At 72.0% G+C, this 25,563-nt stretch carries 23 protein-coding genes and 2 pseudogenes; 11 read left to right on the top strand and 14 right to left on the bottom strand.

Going from position 1 to position 25,563, the window contains the following annotated elements:
- Positions 1 to 153 precede the first annotated feature (153 nt).
- From AC6F7H_RS27910 to AC6F7H_RS27860, 11 genes and pseudogenes are all read right to left on the bottom strand, one after another.
- Positions 154 to 495, bottom strand: a pseudogene (locus AC6F7H_RS27910) (ferric reductase-like transmembrane domain-containing protein); the annotation flags it as partial.
- A gap of 426 nt (positions 496 to 921) precedes the next feature.
- On the bottom strand, positions 922 to 1,389 hold the full coding sequence (locus AC6F7H_RS27905; RefSeq protein ID WP_500759890.1) for an SAM-dependent methyltransferase: 468 nt from the start codon (positions 1,387 to 1,389) through the stop codon (positions 922 to 924).
- A 198-nt stretch (positions 1,390 to 1,587) separates the two neighbouring features.
- A pseudogene (locus tag AC6F7H_RS27900) lies at positions 1,588 to 1,730 on the bottom strand (IS5/IS1182 family transposase); the annotation flags it as partial.
- Between the two features lie 25 nt (positions 1,731 to 1,755).
- Entirely contained in the window at positions 1,756 to 3,186 is a 1,431-nt protein-coding gene (locus AC6F7H_RS27895; RefSeq protein ID WP_500759889.1) for an MFS transporter, read from the bottom strand.
- A 184-nt stretch (positions 3,187 to 3,370) separates the two neighbouring features.
- On the bottom strand, positions 3,371 to 5,020 hold the full coding sequence (locus AC6F7H_RS27890; protein WP_500759887.1) for an FAD-dependent monooxygenase: 1,650 nt from the start codon (positions 5,018 to 5,020) through the stop codon (positions 3,371 to 3,373).
- Positions 5,021 to 5,035: 15 nt separating this feature from the next.
- Positions 5,036 to 5,995: an MBL fold metallo-hydrolase gene (locus AC6F7H_RS27885; protein ID WP_500759886.1), complete on the bottom strand. Its 960-nt coding sequence runs from the start codon at positions 5,993 to 5,995 to the stop codon at positions 5,036 to 5,038.
- A gap of 128 nt (positions 5,996 to 6,123) precedes the next feature.
- Entirely contained in the window at positions 6,124 to 6,672 is a 549-nt protein-coding gene (locus AC6F7H_RS27880; protein ID WP_500759885.1) for a MarR family winged helix-turn-helix transcriptional regulator, read from the bottom strand.
- A 32-nt stretch (positions 6,673 to 6,704) separates the two neighbouring features.
- A complete protein-coding gene (locus tag AC6F7H_RS27875) occupies positions 6,705 to 7,892 on the bottom strand; it encodes an acetyl-CoA acetyltransferase (protein WP_500759884.1) in 1,188 nt (395 codons plus the stop codon).
- Entirely contained in the window at positions 7,889 to 8,542 is a 654-nt protein-coding gene (locus AC6F7H_RS27870; RefSeq protein WP_500759882.1) for a CoA transferase subunit B, read from the bottom strand. The genes AC6F7H_RS27875 and AC6F7H_RS27870 overlap by 4 nt, the downstream gene beginning before the upstream one ends.
- 40 nt (positions 8,543 to 8,582) lie before the next feature.
- A complete protein-coding gene (locus AC6F7H_RS27865; RefSeq protein ID WP_500759881.1) occupies positions 8,583 to 9,296 on the bottom strand; it encodes a CoA transferase subunit A in 714 nt (237 codons plus the stop codon).
- A gap of 59 nt (positions 9,297 to 9,355) precedes the next feature.
- Complete coding sequence (locus AC6F7H_RS27860; RefSeq protein WP_500759879.1) at positions 9,356 to 10,678, bottom strand: winged helix-turn-helix domain-containing protein; 1,323 nt, start codon at positions 10,676 to 10,678, stop codon at positions 9,356 to 9,358.
- A 310-nt stretch (positions 10,679 to 10,988) separates the two neighbouring features.
- Here AC6F7H_RS27860 and AC6F7H_RS27855 point away from each other — a divergent pair, with 310 nt between their 5' ends.
- From AC6F7H_RS27855 to AC6F7H_RS27840, 4 genes are all read left to right on the top strand, one after another.
- Positions 10,989 to 12,188 carry a homogentisate 1,2-dioxygenase gene (locus AC6F7H_RS27855; RefSeq protein WP_500759877.1) on the top strand — a complete coding sequence of 400 codons (1,200 nt, stop codon included), beginning with the start codon at positions 10,989 to 10,991 and terminating at the stop codon, positions 12,186 to 12,188.
- The gene (locus AC6F7H_RS27850) at positions 12,185 to 13,066 is read left to right on the top strand and encodes a hypothetical protein (RefSeq protein ID WP_500759876.1); all 882 of its coding nucleotides are present in this window, start codon (positions 12,185 to 12,187) and stop codon (positions 13,064 to 13,066) included. The genes AC6F7H_RS27855 and AC6F7H_RS27850 overlap by 4 nt, the downstream gene beginning before the upstream one ends.
- Positions 13,063 to 14,304 carry a fumarylacetoacetate hydrolase family protein gene (locus AC6F7H_RS27845; RefSeq protein ID WP_500759875.1) on the top strand — a complete coding sequence of 414 codons (1,242 nt, stop codon included), beginning with the start codon at positions 13,063 to 13,065 and terminating at the stop codon, positions 14,302 to 14,304. Before AC6F7H_RS27850 ends, AC6F7H_RS27845 begins: the two co-directional genes overlap by 4 nt.
- Positions 14,305 to 14,639: 335 nt before the next feature.
- On the top strand, positions 14,640 to 14,795 hold the full coding sequence (locus AC6F7H_RS27840; RefSeq protein ID WP_500759873.1) for a hypothetical protein: 156 nt from the start codon (positions 14,640 to 14,642) through the stop codon (positions 14,793 to 14,795).
- Between the two features lie 131 nt (positions 14,796 to 14,926).
- Here AC6F7H_RS27840 and AC6F7H_RS27835 read toward each other — a convergent pair whose 3' ends face one another.
- Complete coding sequence (locus AC6F7H_RS27835) at positions 14,927 to 16,489, bottom strand: N,N-dimethylformamidase beta subunit family domain-containing protein (RefSeq protein WP_500759872.1); 1,563 nt, start codon at positions 16,487 to 16,489, stop codon at positions 14,927 to 14,929.
- Positions 16,490 to 16,779: 290 nt separating this feature from the next.
- Here AC6F7H_RS27835 and AC6F7H_RS27830 point away from each other — a divergent pair, with 290 nt between their 5' ends.
- Together AC6F7H_RS27830 and AC6F7H_RS27825 are read left to right on the top strand one after the other, a co-directional pair.
- Positions 16,780 to 17,019, top strand: a complete 240-nt coding sequence (locus AC6F7H_RS27830) for a DUF6186 family protein (protein ID WP_500759871.1) — start codon at positions 16,780 to 16,782, stop codon at positions 17,017 to 17,019.
- Between the two features lie 72 nt (positions 17,020 to 17,091).
- A complete protein-coding gene (locus tag AC6F7H_RS27825) occupies positions 17,092 to 17,436 on the top strand; it encodes a DUF6256 family protein (protein WP_500759870.1) in 345 nt (114 codons plus the stop codon).
- Between the two features lie 451 nt (positions 17,437 to 17,887).
- Here the strand turns inward: AC6F7H_RS27825 and AC6F7H_RS27820 are convergent, their stop codons facing one another.
- Positions 17,888 to 18,838, bottom strand: coding sequence for a Rieske (2Fe-2S) protein (locus tag AC6F7H_RS27820; protein WP_500759869.1), 951 nt, complete (start codon positions 18,836 to 18,838; stop codon positions 17,888 to 17,890).
- A 278-nt stretch (positions 18,839 to 19,116) separates the two neighbouring features.
- On the opposite strand from AC6F7H_RS27820, the gene AC6F7H_RS27815 reads away from it, so the two are divergent.
- The 3 genes from AC6F7H_RS27815 (at position 19,117) to AC6F7H_RS27805 (ending at position 22,381) form a co-directional block, all read left to right on the top strand.
- The gene (locus AC6F7H_RS27815) at positions 19,117 to 19,854 is read left to right on the top strand and encodes a nitroreductase family protein (RefSeq protein ID WP_500759868.1); all 738 of its coding nucleotides are present in this window, start codon (positions 19,117 to 19,119) and stop codon (positions 19,852 to 19,854) included.
- Between the two features lie 360 nt (positions 19,855 to 20,214).
- On the top strand, positions 20,215 to 21,627 hold the full coding sequence (locus AC6F7H_RS27810) for a sigma-70 family RNA polymerase sigma factor (protein ID WP_500759866.1): 1,413 nt from the start codon (positions 20,215 to 20,217) through the stop codon (positions 21,625 to 21,627).
- Positions 21,551 to 22,381, top strand: a complete 831-nt coding sequence (locus AC6F7H_RS27805) for a ribonuclease BN (protein WP_500759865.1) — start codon at positions 21,551 to 21,553, stop codon at positions 22,379 to 22,381. Before AC6F7H_RS27810 ends, AC6F7H_RS27805 begins: the two co-directional genes overlap by 77 nt.
- Positions 22,382 to 22,466: 85 nt before the next feature.
- On the opposite strand, the gene AC6F7H_RS27800 is transcribed toward AC6F7H_RS27805, so the two are convergent.
- Positions 22,467 to 23,531, bottom strand: coding sequence for an MGDG synthase family glycosyltransferase (locus AC6F7H_RS27800; RefSeq protein ID WP_500762095.1), 1,065 nt, complete (start codon positions 23,529 to 23,531; stop codon positions 22,467 to 22,469).
- A 235-nt stretch (positions 23,532 to 23,766) separates the two neighbouring features.
- Here AC6F7H_RS27800 and AC6F7H_RS27795 point away from each other — a divergent pair, with 235 nt between their 5' ends.
- Both AC6F7H_RS27795 and AC6F7H_RS27790 read left to right on the top strand, forming a co-directional pair.
- Positions 23,767 to 24,612 (top strand): SDR family NAD(P)-dependent oxidoreductase, encoded by an 846-nt coding sequence (locus AC6F7H_RS27795; protein ID WP_500759864.1) that lies wholly within the window; start codon positions 23,767 to 23,769, stop codon positions 24,610 to 24,612.
- 13 nt (positions 24,613 to 24,625) lie between these two features.
- Positions 24,626 to 25,528, top strand: coding sequence for a DMT family transporter (locus tag AC6F7H_RS27790; protein WP_500759862.1), 903 nt, complete (start codon positions 24,626 to 24,628; stop codon positions 25,526 to 25,528).
- The last annotated feature ends 35 nt before the right edge of the window (positions 25,529 to 25,563 follow it).

Genomic DNA, 25,563 nt, shown 5'->3' with positions numbered 1-25,563 from the left:
GCCGTCGCCCTGTCGCCGGCCTTCCTTCCCCCCACTCGGGGGGGCGCCCACACCACGGTGGCCTCTGCCCCGCCCCGGGGCGGGAGGGCCGGGTGCCTCACCCTCTGCTCCGGGCCGGGCGGTCATTCCGTTTCGGGGGCGTGCGGGCTGCTCGCGGGAGGGTGGGCCGGGCGGTCGCGGCCCCGACAGCAGCAGCCCGAGCATGACCGTGCCCCACGCCCACAGCAGCCCCGACCAGCCGAACGCCTGGCTGAGCAGGTACATCCAGTACATACCGGCGTCGTCCATGAACGGCATGACCGCGACCGTCGCCGAATCGCCCGACTCCATGCGCGCCCAGAAGAACACGAACACGGCCGCCGTGAGAACGACCGCCGCGGTCGCGTCGACCAGCGCGGCCCGCAGGTCGGCCCGCGGGGTGACGCGAGCCGCGGGGGGCCGGTCACGGGCGGGCGGCGCGGTCGTCCCGTCGTCCTCGGGCGTCTCCGGCAGCATCCTCGGGCTCCCCGGCGCGGGCCACCGTTGAACGGTGTGCAGGTGTCGCGGAGGAGCAAGTGTGGCCGGTGTGAAGGGGATTCACCGAGACGACATCCGGCCGGAGACGCTGGACGAGGCCAAGGAGCCCGGCAGACCGCGAGCCGCCGGGCACGGTCGCTGCCGGAAGCGGTGACCAAGGAGTTCGGCGCCCATCTGCCGCGTCACGCCATCGTGAACGGGCGGCTGCACACGTTCACCACCCGCTCCTGGACGCGGCCGCCGGGGGACGGCGAGACATACACGGTGATCCGCATGCACCGGGGAGCCGCGTGCCCGGCGGACGGCGAACGGACGGAGAACGCGGGGCCGGAAAACAGCTGGAGACCGGCTGCCGCAGCAGTCTCCTCACCGGGGGGATTCCGGGGTTTCGCCCCCAGACCCCGCTTACGGCTGGAAGTACTCCGACATCAGGCGGCTGACCCATTCCGGCTGCTCGATGTCCACCGGGCGGAACTCCGCCATGCCCGGCTTCAGGTCGATGACCGGGGTGCCCGAGACCGCGTCGAGGCCTACCACCGTCAGTTCGCGGCCGTGGACGGATTCGACGGCGCACCACGTCGACCCGATGCGGTTCGGTCTGCGGGGGCCGCGGCCGGCGAAGACGCCGACGGGCGGGAGGTCGGAGCGGCCACGGTAGGGGCGGGGTTCGCGGTAGTCGTCGGGTTCCGGGAACCGGTCGAAGACGAAGAGGACTTCCACGTGGGAGAAGCCCTCCAGACCCTGGAGGCAGGCCTCGCCGAAGCGTTCGTCGATGGTGATCGTGCTGCGGACGGCACCCCAGTTGTCCGTGTGCTGGACGTCCGTCCGGTTGTTTCGGACCGTGCCTATCGGTGTGATCTCGAAGCTCGGCATGGGTGGAGGCTACCCCCGCCGCGCCCACACCGGCGTCTCGCTGCGGTGAGATTCGAGAGCCATGAATGGTACGGACCCACCGGGACCGCGCAGCCCCGGCCGACCCCGTCGGCCTCCAGCTCGTCGCAGGAAACGCTCGACCGCTATCGGCGTGACGGGGATCAACTTCCGCGGTCCCGGGCACGGAACGATGTGGACGTCGATCGGCAGCAGCGTGCCGTTCAGGAGCGGGTACGCCTTCACCGACGCGGTCCGCGCACCGCGTCGGTGAGGCTGGGAGCGAGGGCGGCCGGGAGTTGGACAGCCTCGGTGGCATAGCGGTGAACCGTCGTGGTTCCGATCGCCGGAGAGGGTTCTGTCGGGCGGTCAGGCCACCGTCGTGACGGACGGCGAGTCCGAGCTGTGCTCCTCGGTGATCTCCTCGAGGGTCTTGCCGGTGGTCTTGGGGCCGAAGATCCAGACCAGGACGGCCGTGATGACGAAGAGGGCGACCGAGAGCAGGACGACGGCCGTGCCTCCGAAGGCGTCCAGGATCGCGATGCCGAGGAAGGGGATCGCGACGGCGCAGAGGCGTCCGGTGCCGTAGCAGAGCCCGATCGCGGTGGTGCGCAACCTGGTGGGGAAGACCTCCGAGCCGTACATGTTGATGGAGCTGGTCTGCACGTTGGAGAGGAATCCGATCGCGAAGCCCGCGGCCATGATCATCAGGCTGCCGACCCCGAAGCCGAAGAAGAGGCCGGCTGCGGCGGTCCCCAGGCCGGTGGCGATGCAGACGGTCCGCCTCTCGTACCGCTCGGCGATGAGTGCGGCGGTGAACGCTCCGAGCGGGTAGCCGATCGCCATGACGGCCGTGTAGAGCAGGGAGCTCTTCAGGTCGTAGCCCTTGTCGGCCAGCAGGAGCGGGGTGAGCGAGCTGAAGCCGTAGTAGGCGAGGACGTTGAGCGTCCACAGGGCGCCGGCGGCGATCATGGCTCTACGAGCACCGCGCTTGAAGAGGTCGGAGACCCGTGCTCGGTCCTCGCCCTGGTGCGCGGGTGCCTGGGACACGGTGACCGGCACGGGCGGAAGCGGCTTTCCGGTACTGGCGACGATCTCCTTCTCGATCTTGGTGACCAAGGCGTCGGCCTCGTCGAGGCGACCGACCGAGGCGAGCCAGCGGGGCGACTCGGGCAGACCACGGCGGAACCAGAGCAGGGCGAGGATGCCGCTGGAACCGATCACCAGCAGCCAGCGCCACCCCTCGATGAGGAAGTGGCTCCCCGCAAGGGGGGCTCCGATGAGGGTGATCACCGGGTAGGCGAGGAAGGCCATGGTGAAGGCGTAGCCGATGTGACGGCCTCGCCGCTTCGGCGGAATGAACTCCGCGAGGTACGCCGGGATGAGGGCGGCCTCCGCGCCGGCGCCGATGCCGGCGATGAAGCGGCAGGCGACCAGCACCCAGAGGTTGGGGGCGAAAGCGGCGACCAGGCTGAAGAACAGGTAGATGGTCAGGTTGATGAGGAACATGCGCCGGCGGCCGATTCGGTCGGCGAGGCGCCCCAGGGTCAGGGCACCGAAGAACATGCCCAGGAACACCGAAGCGATCAGGCTGGCGGTCTCGAAGCTGTTGAGCTGCCACATCGGGCCGAGGACCGCTGCGAGCACTCCCCCGAGGAAGACCTCGTAGTACTCGTAGAAGGCGCCGATTCCGACCAGCACCGTGAGTTTCCAGTGCCATCGGCCGACCGGCAGCCGGTCGAGCCGCGCGGCCGGCGACGGTGCGTCGGGAACTCCCGTGGCATGCGTGGTAGCAGTCACTGTGCTGCCTTTCGAGGAAGGGACGGACGTCGGCCTGCTCGACCGAGGGGTGGCGGGCGACGCGGTCTCCCGCCACCCCTCGGCGTGACCGCCGTCACCAGGTGGCCATCACTGTGACCCGGAATACATGTCAGTGACGTGTCGAGTGCGGGTCACGTTCAACAGCACGTTCGACGGCGCGGTGTCAGACCCGGGAGGAGGTCGGCCGGGGCGGCCGCGCGAGCGCGGTGACGGCGGATCCGAGGCCCCGGGTGACGGCGGCGTTCACCTCGGCCGCGGTGGGATCGGTGAGTGTCGCGGCCAGATGGGCGTCGGGGCGGATCACCCACACCTCGTCCGGCTTGATGCCGAGCGTCGCGGCGGCGCCCCCGGCCAGGTCCGCGCTCCGGTACACGGGCACGGCACGGCCCAGGTCGAGCAGTTCCCGGTGCAGCGCGGCGGCGTCCACCTCGTCGCCGGTGACGACGGTGAAGCGCCTTCGCGCCAGCAGCCGCAGGCGTGTCGCCCTGGCCGTGCCGGGGTCGGTGACCGGGACGTCGGGCACCAGCACTCCGGGGCCGGGGGCCGGCACGGACCCCTTCGGCGGTCGGCCGGCGAACGGGCGCGCCGGGTCGGTGGTGGTCAGTGGCGAGTCGACGTACCAGAACGGCTCTGCCAGCCGTCCCGAGTCCACCTCCGCCCGAGCGGCCGGATCGGCCACGGCACGCTCCAGCACGTCCAGCCGCCGAGCCTGCTCCGCGGGGGTCTGGGGAACCAGGAACTCCATCGTGGCCCCGGTGACCGCGAGGTTCTCCAGGGCCGCGGCGTACCGCTCGTGGTGGTAGCTGTCCAGCAGCGCTTCCCCTGCCGTGCCGTGCAGGACCGCGGCGACCTTCCATGCGGCGTTCTCGGCGTCCTGCACCCCGGAGTTCAGGCCCCGGCCGCCGAACGGGGAGACCAGGTGTGCGGCGTCGCCCACCAGGAGCACCCGGCCCACCCGGAACCGGTCGGCGACCCGGGAGTGGAACCGGTAGACCGACTTCCACACGATCCGGTACGGGCGGTCGCCGATCACGGCCCGGATCCGGCGGTCGAGCCGGCCGTCGCTCTCCTCGGCCGCCATGTCGAAGTCCTCGGGCACCTGCCAGTCGATGCGGTACGTCGAGTCCGGGCAGGGGTGGATCAGCACCTGGCGCCCCGGGTTCCACTCCGGGTCGAAGTAGAAGCGCCGCTCTCGTTCCCAGCCGGGCAGATCGGCCTGGATGTCGCAGATGAGGAACTGGTCGCCGAAGGTGCGGCCGCCGAACTCCACTCCGAGGCGCTCACGCAGGTCGTGCCCGCGGGCACCCACGCAGGCCAGCACGTAGGCGGCGCGGACGGTCACGTTGCCGCCGGGGGTCTCGCAGACGAGTTCGACGTGGTCCTGATGCTGGATCAGGTCGGTGACCCGGTGCCCCCAGCGTGCCTCGACGAGCGGCTGGCCGGCGATCCGCTCGTCGAGCACCTGCTCGGTGCGGGTCTGGGAGATGTTGACAAAGGGGGGAAAGGCACAGCCGTCGTCGGTGTACTCGGTGCAGAAGAGTTCGTGCTCGCGGTGGAACGTGCGGGAACGGCTCCAGGTCAGGCCCTCCTGAGTGATCTGTCGGCCGGCTCCGTCGAGGGTGTCCCAGATATCGAGGATGTCGCGCTGTTGGGCGATCGCCTTGGAGCCGACGGGGTCACGCTCGGGGCGCTGGTCCAACACGATGGCGGGCAGACCCCAGTGGGCCAGGAGCAGGGCGGCGGTCTGGCCGACCGGGCCGTTGCCGATGACGGCGACGGGGGCGTCGATCCGGCTTCTTTCGGTGGTGGTCATGGCTTTGTCACGTCCTCAGTGCTGCAGCTGGGCCCAGACCTCACGGTCGCGCTCCGCGGTCCAGATCGTCGGGTGCTCGCTTCCCGAGAGCTCCTCCCAGAGCCGGGCGACGTCGAAGGGCAGGCAGTGCTCGAAGATCGGCCAGGTGCCGTACTGCGGCTCGAGTGCGCCGTGGGCGGCTTCGAAGGCTTCCTTGAGGCCGCCTCCCCGGGCCTGGACGCCCTGGACGGCGTCGATCAGCGTGGTGAGGAAACCCCGCGTCTGGGCGATCGCCGCCGAGACCTCGTCCCGGCCCCGGGCGATGACGCCCCGGCCGCCCACCAGCACCTCCGCGCCCAGGGCCGCGACCCGGTCGAGGGTGTCGGTGGCCCATTCCCGGTGGTAGGCGTCACCGGTGTAGAGCGCAGCCTGGGTTTCGACCAGGTCGCCCGCGAACAGCGTCTTGTGGCGCGGGAGCCAGGCGGCGATGTCACCGGACGTGTGCCCCCGGCCGAGGAAGAGGAGCTGCAGCTCGCCCCGGTCGCCGCCGAGGTCGATGGACAGCTCGTCGGTGAAGGTGACGTCCGGCCGGGTGAGTCCGGGGATGGAGTCGGGGTCCTCGAAGAGCACCGGGAAGCGTCCCTGCTCGGAGTCCCAGTCCTGCTTGCCGCGCTCCTCGATCAACGCCTTGGTCCGGTCGTGGGCGATGATCACGTCGGGCTCGAACGCGCTCGCTCCGAGGACGCGGGCCGCGTGGTAGTGCGACAGGACCAGGTGGCGCACCGGCTTGTCGGTGTGCTCACGCACCTTCGCCAGGGTCCTGCGGGCGACTGTCGGCGTGGCGAGGGCCTCGAAGCAGACGAGGAAGTCCTCTCCCTCGACGGCACCGAAGTTGGGGTCGCCCTCGGCGGTGACTGCGTAGACGCCGTCGGCGAGTACTTCCAGGGTCTGCTGCTTGACCCGGGTCTCACCGGTGGAAGCGAACGGCTTGGACATGGCGGCTCCAGTGACTAGAGGTCATCAAACCTTTGATGACCGTAGGGGGAAGGCATCACGTCCGGCAAGGGGGTCCGGCGGGCTTTCACCGGCGCCCCCGCTGTCGGAGCGTGTCCGTGCAGGGAGGATCAGTCGACGCGGCGGCGTACTTCGAGGTCGTCGGCGGCTGCCAGCAGCTTGCCCAGAGCGCCCACGACCGCGGCACGCTCATCGGGTGTCAGGACCTGCGCCCACAACCGTTCCCGGTCGTTGTGGGCGCGGTAGACCTCCCGGACCCGCTGTTCCCCTTCGGGGGTGAGCGCATAGGTGATCAACCGGCCGTCGTCGGGTGAGGGGGCGCGGGTGAGCAGTCCATGGCGTTCGAGGGTCTGGGACAGCGTCGAGGTGCTCTGCCGGCTCATGCCGGAGAGACGGGCCGCGTGCCGGGCCTCGAGCGGACCCGAGACCCAGAGCACGTAGAGCAGGCGGAAGCCCGACCAGCTCCACCCGGCCGGCCGGTGGACGGTCGACTCCAGGTCGTAGACGACGGTGCTGGCCGCACGGTGGAGAGTGAGCACCAGCCGTGCCGCCTCGAGGTCGATGTCCTCGACGAGTTCGCTGGTACGCCTGTGGGCGTGTTCGGCGAAGGACGGGAAGTCGAGATCGGTGACGTCGGGTTCCGGTTGACGGTGCATCATCCGCCCAGCATGGCAGAGCGGGTGTCCCGCGCTCAGGTCGCCTCGAGGATGCTGACGTGGTTGGCGACCGCGAGCCCGCCCATGTTGTGCACGGCGGCGCGACGAGCCCCCGACAGCTGCATGTTGCCGGCGGTGCCGGACAGCTGCATCGCGGCCAGTACGTGCTGGGAGACCCCGGTGGCACCGACCGGGTGGCCCTTGCTCTTCAGCCCGCCGGAGAGGTTCACCGGCAGTCTGCCGTCCCGGAACACGGTGCCCTCCTCGAGAGCGACGCGTCCCTGTCCGCGGGGGGCGATCCCGAGCGCCTCGTACATCACCAGCTCGGCGATCGTGAAGCAGTCGTGCAGCTCGATCAGGTCGAGGTCGTCGAGACCGACGCCGGCCATGGCCCTGGCCCGGTTCCACGCGGCGACGCTGCCGGCGAACTCGACCGGGTCGCGTTTGTCCGCGGGGAGGAAGTCGTTCGCCTGGCCGAAGCCGGTCAGCCGGACCGGGCTCTGTGCCGCGCTCGAGCTCGGGACGGTCGTGAGGACGAGGGCGGCCGCGCCGTCGGAGATCGGCGAGCAGTCGGTGCGCCGCAACGGGCCCGCGACGACGGGATTCTTCTCGGACGTCGTGCTGCAGAACTCCGGAGTGAACTCCTTGCGGAGGTGTGCCCAGGGATTCGCCAGACCGTTGCGGTGGTTCTTGGCGGCGATCCGTCCCAGTGTGTCGCCCAGGTCGCCGTACCGCTGCCGGTAGGCCTCGGCGACCCTGGCGAACAGCCCGGCGAAGCCGGTGCTGGACTCCTGGCCGGCGAGTTCGTAGTCGGCCCCGAGCAACGCGGTTCCGACCTGCTCCGCCGGGGCGTGAGACATCTTCTCGGCGCCGATCACCAGGACCGTACGCGCCGTACCGGCGAGGAGGGACCTGACACCGGCATGGACGGCCGCCGAGCCGGAGGCGCAGGCGTTCTCGACGCGGGTGGCGGGCACACCGAAGAGGTCGTCGGACAGCTGGAGGGCCAGGGACGAGGCGAAACCGAGGGGCCACAGGCCGGAGTTGAACTGGCCGAACCAGATCTCGTCGACGTCCCGGGCGTCGATCCCCGCCGAGACGATCGCCCCGCGGGCGGCGGCGAGCACGAGGTCTTCGAGGGACTGGTCACGGAGGGAGCCGAAAGGCGTGTGCCCCCACCCGGAGACGAGGACGTCGGTTCCGAAGGTCGTGGCGAGGGTCATGCCGCCACCTCGCACTCGAGGCCGACGGCGAACTCGGCCCCGGTGACCGGGCGGAGCGTGTCGACCGTCACCCCGGGCGCGGTCCGGACGAGGACCAGTCGGTCCTCGACGACGTCGAAGACCGCGAGGTCGGTGATGACACGGTCAATGACACCCACGCCGGTCAGCGGAAGGGTGCACTCACGGACGATCTTGGGAGACCCGTCCTTGGCGACATGGGTCGTCAGGGCGAGGACACGGCGTGCCCCCGCGACCAGGTCCATGGCTCCGCCCATGCCCTTGACCATGGCTCCCGGGATGCTCCAGTTGGCGAGGTCTCCACGGCCGGACACCTGCATGGCCCCCAGGATCGTGAGGTCGACGTGGCCGCCGCGGATCATCGCGAAGGAGGCGGCCGAGTCGAAGACACTGCCGCCGGGCAGGACGGTGACGGTCTGCTTGCCCGCGTTGATCAGATCGGCGTCCTCCTCGCCCTCGTAGGGGAACGGTCCCATGCCGAGGAGCCCGTTCTCGCTCTGGAGGGTCACCTTCACTCCCTCGGGGAGATGGTTGGCGACCAGGGTGGGTATGCCGATGCCGAGGTTGACGTAGGCACCGTCCCTCAGCTCGGAGGCGGCGATGGCCGCCATCTCGTCACGGGTCCAGCTCATGACAGCTCCTCGTTCTTGGTGATCGGTACGTGCTCGGGGCTCAGGAGGACACCGCGGTCCGCGGCCGCGTGGTGCGCTGCTCGATGTGCTTGACCCGGCTGGAGGTCCGTACGACGCGCTGCACGTAGATGCTCGGCGTGACCACGTGGTCGGGATGGATCTCGCCCTCGCCGACGACCTCGTCGACCTCCGCCACGGTGACCCGGCCTGCGGTCGCGACGACCGGGTTGAAGTTGCGCGCGGTGTAGCGGTAGACGAGGTTGCCGGCGGGATCCGCGCGATGGGCGCGCACCAGCGCCACATCGGCGACCAGCCCACGCTCGAGCACGTACTCGACTCCGTCGAAGACCTCGGTCCTCTTGCCCTCCGCGACCTCGGTGCCGACGCCGGTGCGGGTGTAGAAGGCGGGGATGCCGGCACCGCCCGCGCGGAGTCGTTCGGCCAGGGTGCCCTGGGGGTTGAACTCCACCTCGAGCGCTCCGTCGAGGTACTGCCGCGCGAAGAGCCTGTTCTCACCGACGTACGACGCGACGACCTTGCGGACCTGGCCGCCTTCGATGAGGACGCCCAGACCGACCCCGTCCACCCCCATGTTGTTGGAGATGACGGTGAGGTCGCGGACGCCCGAGGCGCGGACCGCGTCGATCAGGTCACCGGGGATGCCGCTCAGGCCGAACCCGCCCACCGCCAGTGTCATCCCGTCGGACAGCAGATCGTGCAGCGCCTCGGTGGCGGAGGAGGAGAGGACAGCCATGTCGGTTCCTTTCACGGCCGGCTTGCCGGCGGAAGCGGAGCGGGAAGGGTGATCGGACATCAGGTGGACGGGGTACGCCGACGCGCGCTCAGGCAGACACCGCAGAGCGCCGCGACCGCCTTGAGGTAGGTGATGCTCAGCGGACCGAAGGGTTCGGAGGAATGACGGTGGAGGCCCATCGTCCCGACCACCGACGCACCGCTGCGCAGCGGGACGAAGAGGTAGGTGCCGGGCAGCTCCACGCGAGCCAGCGCCGCGGTGCGGGGGTATCCCGCCTTGGCCGAGAAGCGGCGCAGCTGCACCGGTTCCTCCGCGGAGAGGGTGCGTACGGCCGCGAAACCGGCGTCGGCCAGACGCAGTTCCTGGGCGGCCTCCTGCCAGGCGGCGCTGAACCCGTGGTGGGCGACCAGCTGCAGTCGATCACCGTCCAGCAGGTGCAGACCGACCGCGTCGACGGTCCCTTCCTGGACGAGGGAGCGGGCGACCAGGCTCGCCGCGGACCCGGCGTCGGGCGCACTGGCGAGCTCCTCGCACCGCCGGGCCAGCCGCTCGGCCAGGAACAGGTCGTTGCCCGTCCCGGGCGCGTGCCGCTCCTCCTCCCTGGCCCCCACCTCGGTGACCTGGCCGCCGAACCGATAGCCGGAGCCGCGCACCGAGAGCACGAAGCGCGGCTTCTGGACGGTGTCGCCCAGCTTGCGCCGCAGCCGCCCGACTCCGATGCGCAGGGTGTTGAGTCCGTCGTCACCACCGGCCCACCCCCACACGCGGGAGACTAGGCGGCTGGCCGGCACCACCTGCCCTCCGGCCTCCATCAGGCAGACGAGCAGCTTGAACTCCGTGCCGGTCAGCCGCACCGGCTCGGTGTCGAGGGTGGCCTCCCGCTGCCACAGGTCGACGCGCAGCGGCCCGGACACGAGGTAGCGGGCGCCCGCGTCGGAGCCTTCGGCCGCCCGGCGGACCAGGGCCAGCAGGCGAGCGCCCAACTCCTCCTCACGGGCGCTGGTGGACACGACGGTGTCCGCTCCGGCGGAGATGAGCGCGACGCTCTGGGGGCCGCTGACGTCGGCGAGCACGGCGACGGGCGCGCGCGTGGCCCGGCGCACCCGCTCGATGATCACGGGGTGGGGCGGCAGGTCCGCGGCGAGGACGACGAGCACGGCGGCCGGGCGGTTGACCGTGAGCGCCCACCCGAGCTCCTCGGCGTCGGTCAGGTGCAGCACACTCCAGTTCAGCCGCTCGGCCATCGTCCCGACATGGGGTCGGGTGTGCAGTTCACGCCCCAGGTCGACCACCGCCAGGCGCTGGTTCGGCACCGGGAAGACCGAAGCGGCGCCCGTCCGCAGACGACGGGCACGGGGATCGTCGCCGATGTCACGTGTCATCACGGCATCGACCTCCTCTCCCGGCGTTGCCGGCACAACGTTGCTGTGGCCCTGGTCACCGAGGACCTGACCCAGACTCTGACACGTCGAACATGTCGTTTCCATGTCGACGTGAACGGTCTCACCGGGCCGGATCAGCAGCCCCGACGGCCTGACGAGCCCCGCCTCGCGCGCGTGATGAGCGGGAAATCCGCTGGGAGAAGACACCGCGACGAGGCGTCCGGGGGTTCACGGGCGGCTTTGCGCCTTCGACAGGCACGCTCCCATGCTCGGAGCGCATCACCGCTGAACGATCACCAAGGAGCACCTGATGGCGTACTACCGTTCGCTCGGTGAGGTGCCACCGGTCCGGCACACCGTGTTTCGGTCGGACACCGGGGACCTCTACTACGAGGAACTGATGGGTGAGGAAGGGTTCTCCTCCGACTCCTCCCTCCTTTACCACCGCCACATCCCGTCCGCGGTGGTGGGAGCACGGCGTTGGGAGCTTCCCGACCAGACGCTCACCCCCAACGACCCGTTGCTGCCCCGGCACCTGAAGCTGCACGACCTCGTGGACGCCTCGACCACCGCCAGGACCGACGCCGTCACGGGTCGTCGTCTCGTGCTCGGCAACGAGGACGTCCGCATCTCCTACGTCGCGGCCGGCGCCGCCTCGCCGCTCTACCGCAACGCGCTCGGCGACGAGTGCGTCTACGTCGAGGCCGGTGAGGCCGTCGTCGAGACCGTCTTCGGCGCGTTGCCGGTCCGGCAGGGCGACTACGTCGTGATCCCGCGCGCCACCACGCACCGGTGGGTCGTGGAGGAGGGCCGGGAGGTCCGGCTCTACGCCATCGAGGCGAACGGCCACATCGCGCCGCCCAGGCGATACCTGTCGAAGTACGGGCAGTTGCTCGAGCACGCCCCGTACTGCGAACGCGACCTGCGGGGACCGTCCGAGCCGCTCCTTGCCGACGCGACGGACGTCGACGTCCACATCAAGCACCGGGGCCCGGCGGGGATCACCGGCAGCATCCACACCCTGCCCCATCATCCGTTCGACGTGGTGGGCTGGGACGGCTGCCTGTACCCGTACACGTTCAACATCGCCGCCTTCATGCCGGTCACCGGCAAGGTGCACCAGCCGCCGCCGGTCCACCAGGTCTTCGAGGGCGACAACTTCGTGATCTGCAACTTCGTGCCGCGCAAGGTGGACTACCACGAGAAGGCGGTGCCGGTGCCCTACTACCACTCCAACGTCGACTCCGACGAGGTCATGTTCTACGTCGGGGGCGACTACGAGGCCCGCAAGGGTTCCGGCATCGGTATCGGCTCGGTCTCCTTCCATCCGGGCGGCCATCCGCACGGGCCGCAGCCCGGCGCGATCGAGGCCAGTCTCGGCAAGGACTACTTCGACGAAACCGGCGTCATGGTCGACACCTTCCGGCCGCTTCAGCTGGGTGAGGCCGGTCTGGAGACCGAGGACAAGGCCTACGCGTCGTCCTGGAGCGGCGGGCGGTGGCTCGCGTGACGACGACCGACCCGGCGTTCGCCGGCTTCTTCGACGACGCCGCGGTGTTCCCTCCGGGCTCCGCCACCCTGCCGGACGCCGTACGAGCACACCTGGCCCGGCGGTCCACGCCCCTGGCGGCGCTGGTCGGACCACTCCTGCTGACGGCCGACCGGGTTCCCGTCGCCGCACGGCTCGCCCGGACCACGAGCACCGAACCCGGCCTCGGTCCCGCGAGCGAACCGCTTCGGGCGGGACTGGTCGTGGCCCCCGGTGCGCTCGACGAGGCTCGCCGCCTCGCCGAGGACCCCCCGGAAGGACTGGTGGTCTGCGGCCTGGAGGTGAAGACCGACGAGCGGTGGCGCGACCAGCTGCGTGCGGCGGTGGACCTCGCCGCGACGTCCCGCTGCACAGTCCACGTCGAGCTGTCCGCTGCCGCCGTGCGGGACGGAGGAGTCGCCTCCCTCGCCGGAACTCCGGCACGTCTGAAGTTCCGGACAGGCGGCCTCGACGCCGCGCTGTTCCCCACCGCCGAGCAGCTCGCCACGGTCATCGCCGCGGCAGCCGCGGCCCGAGTGCCGTACAAGCTGACGGCCGGACTCCACCGGGCCGTCCGGCACGTCGGACCCGCAACCGGGTTCCCGCACCACGGCTTCCTCAACATCGCCCTCGCCACCGCCGCGGCGCAGCGGGGCGCGCCCCTGACGGAGGTCGTGCGGATGCTGTCGCTGGAGGGTCGTGACGAGGTCCGCCACGCCTACCGGGAGACCGACGCGGGATGGCGCACAACGTTCGAGTCCTTCGGCACCTGCAGCATCCTCGAGCCGGTCGAGTCCCTCGTCGAACTCGGCCTCCTGGACCCAGCCCTTCTTCCCACCCCTCACGGAGGTCACGCATGAACACCCCGCACCCCGACAGTGCCGCGGCGGCCCTGGGCACCGTCGGCAACGGTGTCGAACACCTTCCCTACGGGTCGTTCACTGCCGGGGACGCGGCGCCCCGGCTCGGCGTACGGCTCGGAGAGAGCGTCCTCGACGTGGCGGCCGTGCTGGCCCTCGTCGGCGGAGAGCTGAGCGCCACCGCGCGGAAAGCCGTCGACTCGCCTTCCCTGGACGGGCTGCTGGCCCGCTCCAAGGCGGTGTGGGACGAAGTGCGTGCCGCTCTGCAGGCGGTGCTGCGGGACCCCGGACACACCGACGCGGTCGTCGCGCTGGCCGTGCCGGTGACGGAAACGACGCTCGGCCTGCCGTTCACCGTCGCCGACTACGTGGACTTCTACGGCAACGAGTTCCACGCCCGCAACGTCGGCAGGATCTTCCGCCCGCACATGGAGCCGCTGACCGCGAACTGGAAGCACCTCCCGATCGGCTACCACGGCCGGGCCGGCACCATCGCCCCCAGCGGATCGGACTTCCCGCGCCCGCAGGGAGTGCGGACCGAACCCGAGGGGGCGCCCAGCTTCGGCCCCAGCCGGCGCCTCGACATCGAGGCCGAGGTCGGCTTCGTGCTCGGCTCCCCGGTGCCCGGGGGACGTGTGCCGCTCGCCGAGGCCGAGCAGCACATCTTCGGACTCACCCTCACCAACGACTGGTCGGCGCGCGACATCCAGAGCTTCGAGTACGTCCCCCTCGGCCCCAACCTCGGCAAGTCCTTCCGCACCACCGTCTCGCCCTGGGTCACTCCGCTCGCCGCCCTGGCGGGAGCCCGCGTCGCGCCGCCGCCCCGGGACACCCCGCTTTCGGCGTACCTCGACGACAGCGACGCCGACCCGTGGTGCTTCGACCTGCAGATCGAGATCTCCCTCAACGGCGAGGTGGTCTCGACAGCCCCCTTCGCCGAGACCTACTGGACCGCTGCCCAGATGCTGGCCCACATGACGGTCAACGGGGCGGGCCTGCGCGCGGGCGACTTCTTCGCCGGGGGCACCGTCTCCGGGCCGGAACGCGACCAGCGCGGATCGTTCCTCGAGATCTGCTGGGGAGGCTCGGAGCCTCTCACCCTCAAGGACGGCAGCGAGTTCACCTTCCTCCGGGACGGTGACGAGGTCGGCATGCGGGCCACCGCCCCCGGCCCCGACGGCAGCGTCATCGCGCTCGGGGAGTGCACAGGCCGGGTGCTGCCTGCCGTCCACGACTGACCGTGCCCGTCAGCCCCGCGAGGAGGCGTGGTACGACGCCGTCCTGCTTGCCGGCCGCAACGAGGAGGAGCGTGAGGCCACCATCCGGCGGCTCGACGTCCGGGCCGCCGTGCTCGCACGGTCGACAGCGCGACCGGGCGGCCTCGTCCGGCCTGCCCTGCGGCTGATCCGGAGCACCGGGAGTGATGACGTGCCGGCCGTCATCACTCGTCTGGACAACGCCGTGGAGCGATCCCCCGCCCGGCAGGGGACGGGCTGAGGCCCGGCGGATCGACCGTCGGCCGCGGCCGGGCCGGCCCGGTCCGCCGAGGCGCCCGCCCCCCGAGGAGCCGCCGGTGGTGGGCACCCGGCGGGGCAGCCACCTCCGCAACCAGGGCAGGACCCGGCTCGGGCTGGACATCACCTCGTCCGGCGGCGGTGTACCGGAAGCGGTGTTCAGGTTCTCCGCGCATCCCGACAACCCCGATGCCCCCACGGCTCCTTCGCCGTGATCGGCTCGTACGAGGAAGGCCGGACGGTCCTGCGCGGGGACCGCCGGATCGAACGGGCCGGCGGAGACCTCGGCGTGACCGGGGCCGACTTCGGGTCGGTCGGTCGGCCGGTCGGCGCGTGCGCGTCCGTCTCAGGTCGAGCCGTAGACCTCGCGCACGTTGTCGCGAGGTGCCGGCCTGGTCTTGGCGGCCGGCCCCTCCGCGAAGGCCCGGAACAGGTTCTCGGTGGTGCGGGTCACGAAGGCCCCGGTACGCGCGTCCATGCCGTGGTTGCGGCCGTTCTCCCCCGTCCCGGCCATGAGGCCCTCGACCCACCGCATCGTCCCGGACGCGAAGACACCGGCCCCGCTCGGCACCGTGTAGTACGCCGAATCGGAGTGGCTTCTCCTGCCGTTGCAGACCAGGGGGGAGTGGGCGATGATCTCGATCGGCGCGTCCGGAAGCGACCCCGGGGTGACGCGGTCGTACTCGACGCCGACGAGATGGGCGAAGGAGTCGCCCCGCTTGACTCCGGTGCCCGCGAAGAGCCAGTGACCGGCGTTGCGGACGACATAGGGGGCGTTCACGGGATAGCCCTCGTAGAGGACCCCCGTCAAGGACGATTCCGGGTCGGGATCGGGTATCTGGCGGAAGTCGGTGGTCACCAGGGCACCATGGCGGGGATACAGGGGATCGTGGCGGTAGTCGGTCTTGTAGCAGACCACGGTGCGGTTTCCGTCCTCGAGCCTGATCCGGCGGAAGCAGGTGTTGGCGCCGAGGAAGGCTAGGTTGGTTCCGGCGTCGCGGGCCCGGGTCATGGACTGCCGCTGCTGGGGTGTCCAGTACTCGTCGTGGCCGAGCGTGACCGCGGACACGACACCCCGCAGCACCGCCGGGTCGCGGTGGATGTCGACGCCGGTGGTGTACGCCAGCGGTATGCCCAGCCGCTCCGCGAGGACGACCACGGCCCGCTCGTACACCAGGAACTTCTCGGCTCCGTCGTTGTCGTAGGGCCGGGCGAAGGAGACGGCGAGGGAACGCGTCCCGTACGACCCGTCGTCGCCCTCGTAAAGGCTGTAGCCGCCCCACAGGTTGTACGCCTGCCAGGTCGCCGGCGCATGGATCAGCAGGGTCCTCCCCCTGGCGGTCGCCGAGCGGACGATCAGGGGGACGTACCGCTGGTGGCCGCTCGAAGCGTCGAGACGGAGCAAGTAGGCGCCCTCCGGCCAGCCGTCGGTGTGGACGAGGACCGTACGCTTCCAGCCCGCCCGTACCGTGCGCGTCCTCGGAGCCAGATCCGGCTCTCTCTGGACGCGCCCGGCCACCCTGTCGGAGCGCCAGACCAGGCGGGCCTGCGCGCCTCTGTACCAGCCCATCCGGTACGCCGAGACACGGAACCCCGGCGCAGTGGTGGACACGTACAGCCCGAAGTCCTCCCCCGGCAGAACGCTCGCTTTGTCGGTGTAGCCGAGAACGGCCTCGGGCGGGCCCTTTGAACGGATACGCCAGCCGGATTCGCCCGGGCGGGAAGCCTCGGGCGAGCCGGCCGGTGCGTCCGGGTCACCGCCGGACGCCGTGTCGCAGCCGGTCAGCGCCGTGCCCGCGGTCCAGACGCCGGCCGCCGCGGTCACCCCGAGGAACCGCCTGCGGTCCAGGCCTGTCCCGGCCCCGCCGCTCCCGGAGCGTTCCCGCTCCGCGTCCACCGGACCATCCATCGGAACCGTCCCATGTGCCGAAGGTCTCGCGTGCTCTCGCCGCAATGGTGAGCGAGCATCACGCCTTCGGCCACCGGGGGAGGCCCGATGCGCGGCCGGTGGCGACGAAGGCGGTGTGAACGGAATCGCGCGGTGGGCGGCGCAGGAATCCTGGGCGAGGAGACGGGCGCGGGCCCCCTGATCACGGCATCGCCCGACCCGCCGTGCGCTGCTGGAACCGATACGGACCCTTGTCGAGGCGGAACCATGGGGGACGGCCGCCAGACAGGCGTGCATGGATGTGGGAGGTCATGGTGGCGGAGCATCCGGTGATCGGTTATCTGGTCTGGGCGGTTCTGTTCGGCACCCTGTTCGCCTGGGAGGGCGTCGGCCTGCTGCGGGCCGGCGACGCGTTCCCCACCCTCAGTGACACACTGCGCGCGGTCATGCGCTATCCGGTGGGGCGGTGGGCCCTGTTCGCGCTGTGGCTGTGGTTCGGCTGGCATGCTTTCGTCCGCGGGTGGCACTTCCTGCTCCGGGACGGACACTGAGGGGTGTGGAGATCAGTCCCGCACCGGAAGGAGGGACCTTCCCTGATCCCCCTGCATCTGAACATCGCCCTCATGCTGGCCGGCTATCTGCTGGTCATGGGGTACCTGGCCCTCGGTTTGCGGGTCCTGCGCCGAGACACGGTACGGCCCGTGCCCACCGGCAAGCGGGGTTGGCCCGGTCTGATCCGCAAAGTGGCCGGCACCGCTGTCGGCGGCTACGTGCTGCTGATGGGCGTGGTGGTCGGCTACTACCAAGGCGTGGCGCGGGTGGGCGGCCATTTCCTGGCGAGCGCGTTCACCGGCTGCGCGCTGCTGATCGGGGTGACTCTGCCGGTCTTCCTCACCGCCTCCTGGCTGGCCGAACGGTGGCACCCGCGGCCTTCCGGGCGCGTCGACCGCCGGGGCACCAAAGGGTGAGGTGGACGTTACCCGGCTTCCGGGCCAGGGGCGGGTGCTCGTCGAGCACGGACAGGGAAGATGTTCGCCAGAGCGGAGAGAGCGCCTTCACGAGCACCGCCTGCACCCCATCCACTACCGCAGACCCGGTGGGGCGTGCCGCGGTGAACAACTGGCGGCGGCGTCACGGCTCCTTCCCCACACGCGTCGGCGGCACGGACGTCAGCCCTCGGTCGCCCCTGGCCGAGGTCGAGCAATGGCTACGGGAGAACGGCGAACTCGACACCATCGTCGGGCCGGGCGTGCAGCGCTGCCGGTTGGGACGGCTCCTCGGGGCGGGCGGACTACGGCACGTCGAGATCCAGTTCGTCCCGCCACGGCCGCTGGACAGCCGCCCAGGGGGGCTTCCTGCCCCGGAAAGTAACTTCGTGTGCGCCGCGAAAGCCCGTCGATCCGTCAGGCGGAGCGGCTGTCAGCCGACGTACCCACTGGCCCGGGCCACTCCGCTCCCGCTCCACTCGCCGTCCGCTTCCCGGTCGGCCCGACGCAGACGCACCTCGACATGCCCGTCGAGGACCCGGGTGTCGAAGGCGGGCTGCGGCGCGGTGGCCGGACCGCGGACGTTCCAGCCGTCCGAGAGACGGAAGACACTGCCGTGCCACGGGCACCGGACACATCCGTCGGCGACCGTGCCCTCGGACAGCGGACCGGCGAGATGGCTGCACCGCTCGGCCAGTGCGTGGATCACCCCGCCGGATTCACGGACCACCAGGACCGGCACATCGTCCACGACGCGCCGCACGGGCTGCCCGGCCGGAAACTCGGCCACGGCACCGATCCGGTGCCAGCCCGCCCGGACGACGTGCGGAACCTCTTCCGCATGGTTGGCTCCGGACGCCTGGCGGTAGGCCAGGTGGCCGCCCAGCATGCCGCCGAGCCCCACCGCCGTCAGCCCCAGGAAGCCGTACACCCGGCCGGCCCCCGTACGCCCCTTGAGGCGGCAGGTGAGCGAGGTCGCGTACAGGCCCACGGCCGCCCAGTTCGCCATGGCGTGCACCAGCCCCACGCGCGCCTGCTCGCGGTGCAACTCCGCCCAGTCGACGGCGCCCGCCAGCGCGGAGGGCGCGGCCGCGGCCAGGCCGACCCCGACGAGCAGTCCCGCCTCGCGGGAGCGGCCGGGCACGGTGTCCAGCACCGCCGCGGACAGCCAGCTCCCGACCGGCACCTGCACCATCAGCGGATGGAGCGGGTGCCCCAGCCATTTGCCGTGCAGCACGTCCCGTCCGCGCCCCAGCGGCAGGGAGCGGACCGCCGACCGAAGAGCGTCGATCGCCGGGTCCGCCCAGGGCGCCCGTTCCAGACGGTCCAGGAGCGACAGCACTCGGTTCTGCTGCATCCGGCGGCGACGTGGCTTCGCAGTCATGGGCTCCGAGTCCCCACCTGCGCACATGACAAACGCGGGCGGGTCCCGGTGCCCGAGGCATGAACGACGGCCCGCCGGGGCGGGTGCCTCGGCGGGCCGTCCGTGTCTCAGGGCCGCTGTCGTCCTGTCGGCCGGGATCACCTCCGTCCGCTCTTCGACCAGTCCGGTGACGGGGCATCAAAAGCGAGTGGTTCTGCGGCAGATGACTCCTCCCGGCACGACGACGCACACGTGACCTGGTGGTCCGGACGGGGCGCGCCGTCCCTACACTCACGATCATGACCTCTGAAGCCACCCTCTCCGGGGCACCGGCCAGCGACACCGCCGAACCGGCCCTCTTCGCGACCATGTCCACCATGCGGGCCATGCGGCGCCTGCGGCCCGACCCGGTGCCCGACGAGCTCCTGGACCGGCTGATACAGGCGGCCGTCTGGGGCCCCAGCGGCGGCAACATGCAGCGGTACGAGTACGTCGTCGTCACCGACCCCGCGGTCATGGCCGGCCTCGCCCCGCTGTGGAAGCGTTGCGTGGACGCCTACCTGGCCACGACCGGCAAGTACGCCCCCGCCGGCATGGACGAGGCCGCGTACGGACGCATGGTCGCCGCCATCGAGTACCAGCGCGACCACTTCGCCGAGACCCCGGCACTGGTCATCCCCTGCTACCGGTTCCCGGAGCCGAGGATCGAGGATGAGGGCATGCGGCGCTACGCCGAGGAGCTCGGCGCCGAGGGGACGGCACGCATGGGGCGGATCCAGGAGCGTTTCGCCGCCCTCGCGGAGGGTTCCTGCGTCTACCCGGGCGTGCAGAACCTGCTGCTCGCCGCGCGGGGCCTGGGCCTGGCCGCCAACATCACCATCTGGCACCTGATGCTGGAGGACGAGTGGAAGGCGGCCCTCGGCATTCCCGGCGACATGAACACCTTCGCGGCCGTCCCGGTGGGGTGGCCGCGCGGCAGGTTCGGTCCGGTGAGCCGCCGTCCGGTCGAAGAGGTCGTGCACCGCAACCGCTGGTAGGCCACGGCCGCCAGGCCGCCACCGGGCCGGTGACACAAGGCGCTCCCGCACCGTCCGCTCCGGCACCCGGGGCGGACGGTGCGGGCGGGCGGTCGCCTCACGCGTCGGTTGCCTCGACACGGAGGGTGGCGTGCCTCAGGCCCGGGCGGGCAGCACATACCGGCCCGGGAGCGCAACTGGTCGGCGCCTGACGTCACCCGCGGGACGGACAGATGTCCCGCACGCGGCGCAGGCCGTGTTTCGAAGACCGGCCGAAGGGTGACTCCGAGACTGACGTGGACACCACGGTTCCCTGGTGGGGTGGCTGTCCACGCCCGAAGATCGTCTCCCAGCAGGCCCGCCCCCTCCCCCCAGAGGCCCATGTCCACCTCAGCCGCCGGCGTGATCCGGACGCGCGACGCCGCCGTACCGGAGCCGTCCCCGGAGCAACTCGACGCGCTGCTGCGCGAGCTCTCGGAGCACCCGCCGGGACTGCGGCGGGCCGCCCTTCGGGACCACGTCATCCGTCTGCTGCTGCCGATGGCCCACCGCGTCACGCACCGCTTCCGACGCCAGGGGGAGGAATTCGACGATCTCCTCCAGGTCGCGTCCCTGGGACTGATCAAGGCCGTCGACGGCTACGACCCCACCCTGGGCCACGCCTTCCTGTCGTACGCGCTTCCCACGGTCACCGGTGAGCTCCGGCGGCACCTGCGCGACCGCACGACCGCCGTACGGCTGCCCCGGCCCCTCCAGGAGGCGAGCGGCCAGATCTTCCAGGCCGTCGAGGAGCTCGAACAGCGGCTCGGCGGCTGCTCGCCCACCTCGGAGCAGATCGCCGAGCACACCGGGCTCGGGCGAGGCCGCGTGCTGGCCACGCTGCGGGCGGTGCACGAATGCCGTCCGCGTTCCCTCGACGAGCCCACCGGGCACGGCCAGGAGGCCTCGCTCGCCTGCCTGGTCGGTGCCGAGGACCCGGCGCTCGGCCGGGTCGTCGACACCGTGTCCCTGGCTTCCCTGGTGAAGCGACTGCCGGAGCGTGACCGCCAGGTCCTCTACCTGCGTTTCTACCGGGAGCGCACCCAGCAGCAGATCGCGGATGCCGTCGGCGTCTCCCAGATGCAGGTGTCGCGCATTCTGAGGCGCTGTTTCGACCGGCTCCGCGAGGCGCTCCTGGCGAGCGAGCCGTGTGCGGGAGACGGCGAGGAGACGCGGGTGCGGGTCACCGGCCGGGCGGACCGGCCGGCGCGCTCGTCGTGCGGTCCCCGTGGCGCGGCAGAGCCGGTACGGCCCACGGACTCCACCGGTCCGGCAGGTCCGACACCCTGTCCCGCGGCCTCCGCACACCCGGCGACGGGCCCGGCCCCGGGTGTCGCGGTCGGTGCGGGGTGCCGGCTCCCGCCCGGCGGCGGGCACCCGGTCCAGCGGCGGTCCGGCTGCGCGCCGTGGCCGCGGTTCCGCCGAGGAAGCGACGTCGACGTCCCCCTCGGCTCGCGGCGGCGCGGGTACGCCGGTGCTGTGCCGCGCACCAGGCGGGCGCGGTCCCCTCCTGGTGCCGCGCGTACGAGGAGACAGCACGTTTCCCTCCCTCGGCCGCTGAGGCGGCATCACCACGCTCGTCCGCGGCCCCGCCCACCACGACGGCTGCGTCCAGGTTTGTCCCGCCTGCCGCCAGGTGACACAGGCGCGTGTACGCGAGTCGACGAAGGAGCGCACCGTGAGGCGTCACCTGCGCACGCTCCGGCACGGATGGGAGTGGCTGGGTGCCCACATCCTGCTGCGGCGCGGCCGTGACCTGGAGCTGATGCACCGCGCCCTGGGGTTCGCCACGCTGGCACTGGTCACGCTGGCGCCCCTGCTCATCGTGGTCGCCGCCGCCGATCCGCTCGGGCGGGGCGGCTTCGCGGCCTGGCTCGCGGACGGCATGGGCCTGTCCGGCCGGTCCGCGCGTGTACTCGCGGACATCATCAGCCCGCCGCGCGAGGTGGTCGGCACCACCAGCGTGTGGGGCGGGCTGGCACTCGCCGTGTTCGGTGTCCCGTTCGGTGGGAGCATCCAGAACGGCTACGAGCGGATATGGGACCTGCCTCCCGGGCCGTGGCACCGGATCTGGCGGCAGGCGACCTGGCTGTGCGTCCTGACCGCGTTCCTCTACCAGGAAGTGCTGACCCGCCACACCTTGCATGGGCCTGAGCGGATCGCCCTCTCGCTGGTGACCGGCGTCCTGTTCTTCTGGTGGGGGCAGCGCTTCCTGCTGGGCGGCCAGGTCCGCTGGTGGCACCTGCTGCCGGGCGCGATCGCCACCATGGCGGGTCTGATCGGTCTGCGGGGCTTCTCCTACTTCGTCTTCACACCGCTGATCGTCGAGAACGCGATCAGCTACGGCACGGTCGGTGTCGTCCTCATCGTCGAGTCGTGGCTCATCGGCGTGGGATTCGTCATCTTCGGCGGCTCCCTGTTCGGCCGCTGGCTCCTCGACCACCACGGGCACCGGTTCACCGACGACCTGCCCACGAGGGCCGGGACGGGACCGGCCGGCGACGGCTGACGCGTACGGCACGTCGCACGAGGCGTCGGCGTGCAAGGCGTCGTCGTCCGGGGAGTCGGCGCCTCTTCCCGGCTGTTCCGGCGGATCACGCGGGAGACATCTCGGTGAGTGCGGCCACCCGTGCCAGCACGTCCCCCCGGAAGAGCTCCCGCCCGCGGGCGATCCGGCGGTCCCGGTACGCGCCGTCCACCGACAACCGCCGCAGGGCGCGCAGCAGGGCGGTGGCGTCCGGAGCGAGCTCCGAGACGCCGAGCGCCGCCATCCGTCGCACGCCCTCCTTCCCGTGCCCGGGCAGCGGGCGGTAGCCCACCACGGGCAACCCGGAGGCGAGAGCCTGCACGGCGGTCTGGCCGGCGGCGTTGTCGACCAGGACGCGGGCCGCACGCAGCAGGCCGGGCATGTCGGTGACCCAGTCCGGTACGAGCACGCCCGGAACCCCGGCCAGGCGGGCTCGCAGGCGTTCGTTCCGGCCGCACAGCACGATGGGGAGGAAACCGGCAGCGGTGAGCAGCCGGGCCGTCCCGTCCAGCGCCGAAGCCGCGCCCCAGGCTCCGGCGGACAGCACGACGGGCGGGCGCCCGGGGGCGTACCGCTCGAAGCGCAGTCGCCATGCCGCGGCCCCGGCGGCCGGCGCGAAGAAGCCGGGTGCCACGACCGGTCCGGTCGTCTCGACGGGCACCGTGGTGCTCCGGCCCACGTCCCTCGCGGCCTCGTCGGTGAGGCAGAGGTACAGGTCGTTGCCGGGATGGAGCCACTGCCGGTGGACGGCGAAATCGATCGCGAGGACGGCGCTCGGGGGCCGCAGGCGCCCACGGGCCCTCAGGTGGCCGGTCAGCTGAGCGGCCAGATGGAAGACCGGGACCACCACGTCGGCGCCCGTCCGCTCCGCCAGATCCGTCAGACGGCCGCCCGCCAGCCGGGCGAGGGGGACGCCACTGGGGCGGCGGCGCGGACCGGGGCGGAACAGCGCGTGGTAGAGGCCCGCGTACGCCCAGGGAAAGTGCCGTACCGACGACTGGTAGAAGAGGCGCACCGCGGTGCCCAGGCCGTGCGGAAGCAACCGCAGGAGGTCCACGACCTGCGCGTCGTGGCCTTGTTCCCGGGCACGGCGGGCGAGTTCGCCGGCCACCGTGTCGTGGCCGGCCCCCATGCTCGCGCTGACGATCAGCAGTCGCTGCCTGCCGTCCGCCGACGCGTACCGGCGGGGTGCCGAGGACGGTGAGTGCACGGGGTGGCGGGTCTCCTTCCGCTACGCCGGTGAAACATGCTCCCCCGCGTTTCGGCGGCCGGGCCCGGGATACTTCTCGGGTGCCCCCGCCTAACGCCGGGAGCGGCCGCGAACAGCGGCTTCTCGGGCGTTCTCCCTCGCAGCCAAGGTGCAGCCCATGTCTCACGCTTCTCGTGACGGCACAGCCGACGTGTTGTTCCCCCGGACGTCCGCCGCCCCGGCCGACGCGGTGCTGGGGTCCCCGGCCGGCGGAGCCGGGCGTCCGGGCGCGGCGCTGGTGACCGGCGCCTCCTCGGGCATCGGCGCCGCCGTGGCCCGAACGCTCTCCGCGAAAGGGTGGCGTCTCGTCCTCAACGGGCGGGACGCGGCACGCCTCCACCGGGTCGCGGAACGGGCCCCGGCCTCGGTCTTCCCGGCGGATCTGACCCGGCCCGGCGCCGAGCGGCAGCTGACCCGGTTCGCCCTCGAGCACGCCGGTCGAGTGGATCTCCTGGTGGCCGGCGCCGGTATCGGCTGGGCCGGGGACTTCGGCGCCATGCCCCCGTCCGCCCTCGAGGAGGTCGTCGAGGTCGACCTCCTGGCCACGTTGCGCCTGGTCCGGCAGCTGGTGCCGCACATGGTGGAGGCGGGCTCCGGGCGTGTGGTGCTCATCGGGTCCGTCGCGGGGATGGTGGGCGTGCCGGGAGAGGCCGTGTACTCGGCGGCCAAGGCGGCGCTGGCCGTCTTCGCCGACGCCCTGCGGTACGAGCTGCGCGGCAGCGGCGTCGCGGTCAGCCTGGTGGTGCCGGGAGTGGTGGACACGCCGTTCTTCGAACGGCGCGGCGTCCCCTACCGGAGGTCGTGGCCCGGGCCGGTGCCGCCCGAGCGGGTCGCCGACGCCGTGTGGAGCGCGGTCTCCCGGGGGCGGGACGAGGTCTACGTCCCCGGCTGGCTGCGTCTGCCCGTCCGGGTGCGCGGCGCGGCGCCGGCCCTGTACCGGCGGCTCGCCACCGTGTTCGGCTGAGTGGTGGTACGGCGTGCTGGTCGTCGTCCTGGCCCTGCTGGCGGCACTGTCCAACGCCTCGTCCTCGGTGCTGCAGCGGCGGGCCGCGGCGGAGGAGCCGGAGGGCGGCGCGGGGCTGCGCCACGCCGCCCGCTGGCTCGGGCGTGTGCTGCTGCGGCCCCATTGGGTGGCGGGTGCCGGGCTGCTCGCTCTGTCCACCGTTCTGCAGGCGGCGGCTCTGGGCATGGGCAGTCTCGCGCTGGTCCAGCCGCTCATGGCCACCGAGTTGCTGTTCACCCTGGTCGTCGGCAGCGTGGTCTTCCACCGCCGTCCGGACCGCGGTATCTGGCTGGCGTTCGCCGCCCTGGCCCTCGGGCTGGCGATGTTCCTGACCTCGGCCGATCCGATCGTCGGCCGGTCCACGGCCTCCGCGGGGCTGTGGACGATGGCCGCGGGGGCGGCGCTGGGTGCCGTGGCGGCGCTGGTGGTGACGGCCCGCGCGGTGCGGGGCGCACCGCGCGCGGCGCTGCTGGGGCTGGCGTCCGCGATCTCGTTCGCCCTGACCGCGGCACTGCTCAAGGAGATGACCGGCAGGTTCCCGGACGGGCTGGGCGCCCTGCTGGCGTCGTGGCCTCCGTACGCCACCGCCGTCGCCGGAGCCGTCGCCTTCCTGCTGCTCCAGAGCGCGTTCCGGGCCGGGACGCTGGCGGCGTCCCAGCCCGCCCTGACCCTCGGTGACGCGCTGACGAGCGTGGTGCTGGGGTGGGCGCTGTTCGGGGAGCAGATCATGCTCGGCGTGCGGGCGGCTCCCGCGGTGGTCGGCGTGGTGCTCATGGGGGTGGGCGCCGCCGGGCTGGCCCGCGCCCCGTCGGTCTCCGGCGGCTGGGACGCGGCGTCGCAGCGCCCGGGTACCGACTCGGTCCGGCCGGTGCCGTAGGGATCCCGACCACCCCGAACACACGGCAAGGAGGC

It is taken from the genome of Streptomyces sp. MMS24-W38 (assembly GCF_059889265.1).
Note: the sequence above shows the minus strand (reverse complement) of the source record. Positions and strands in the feature narration are given on the sequence as shown.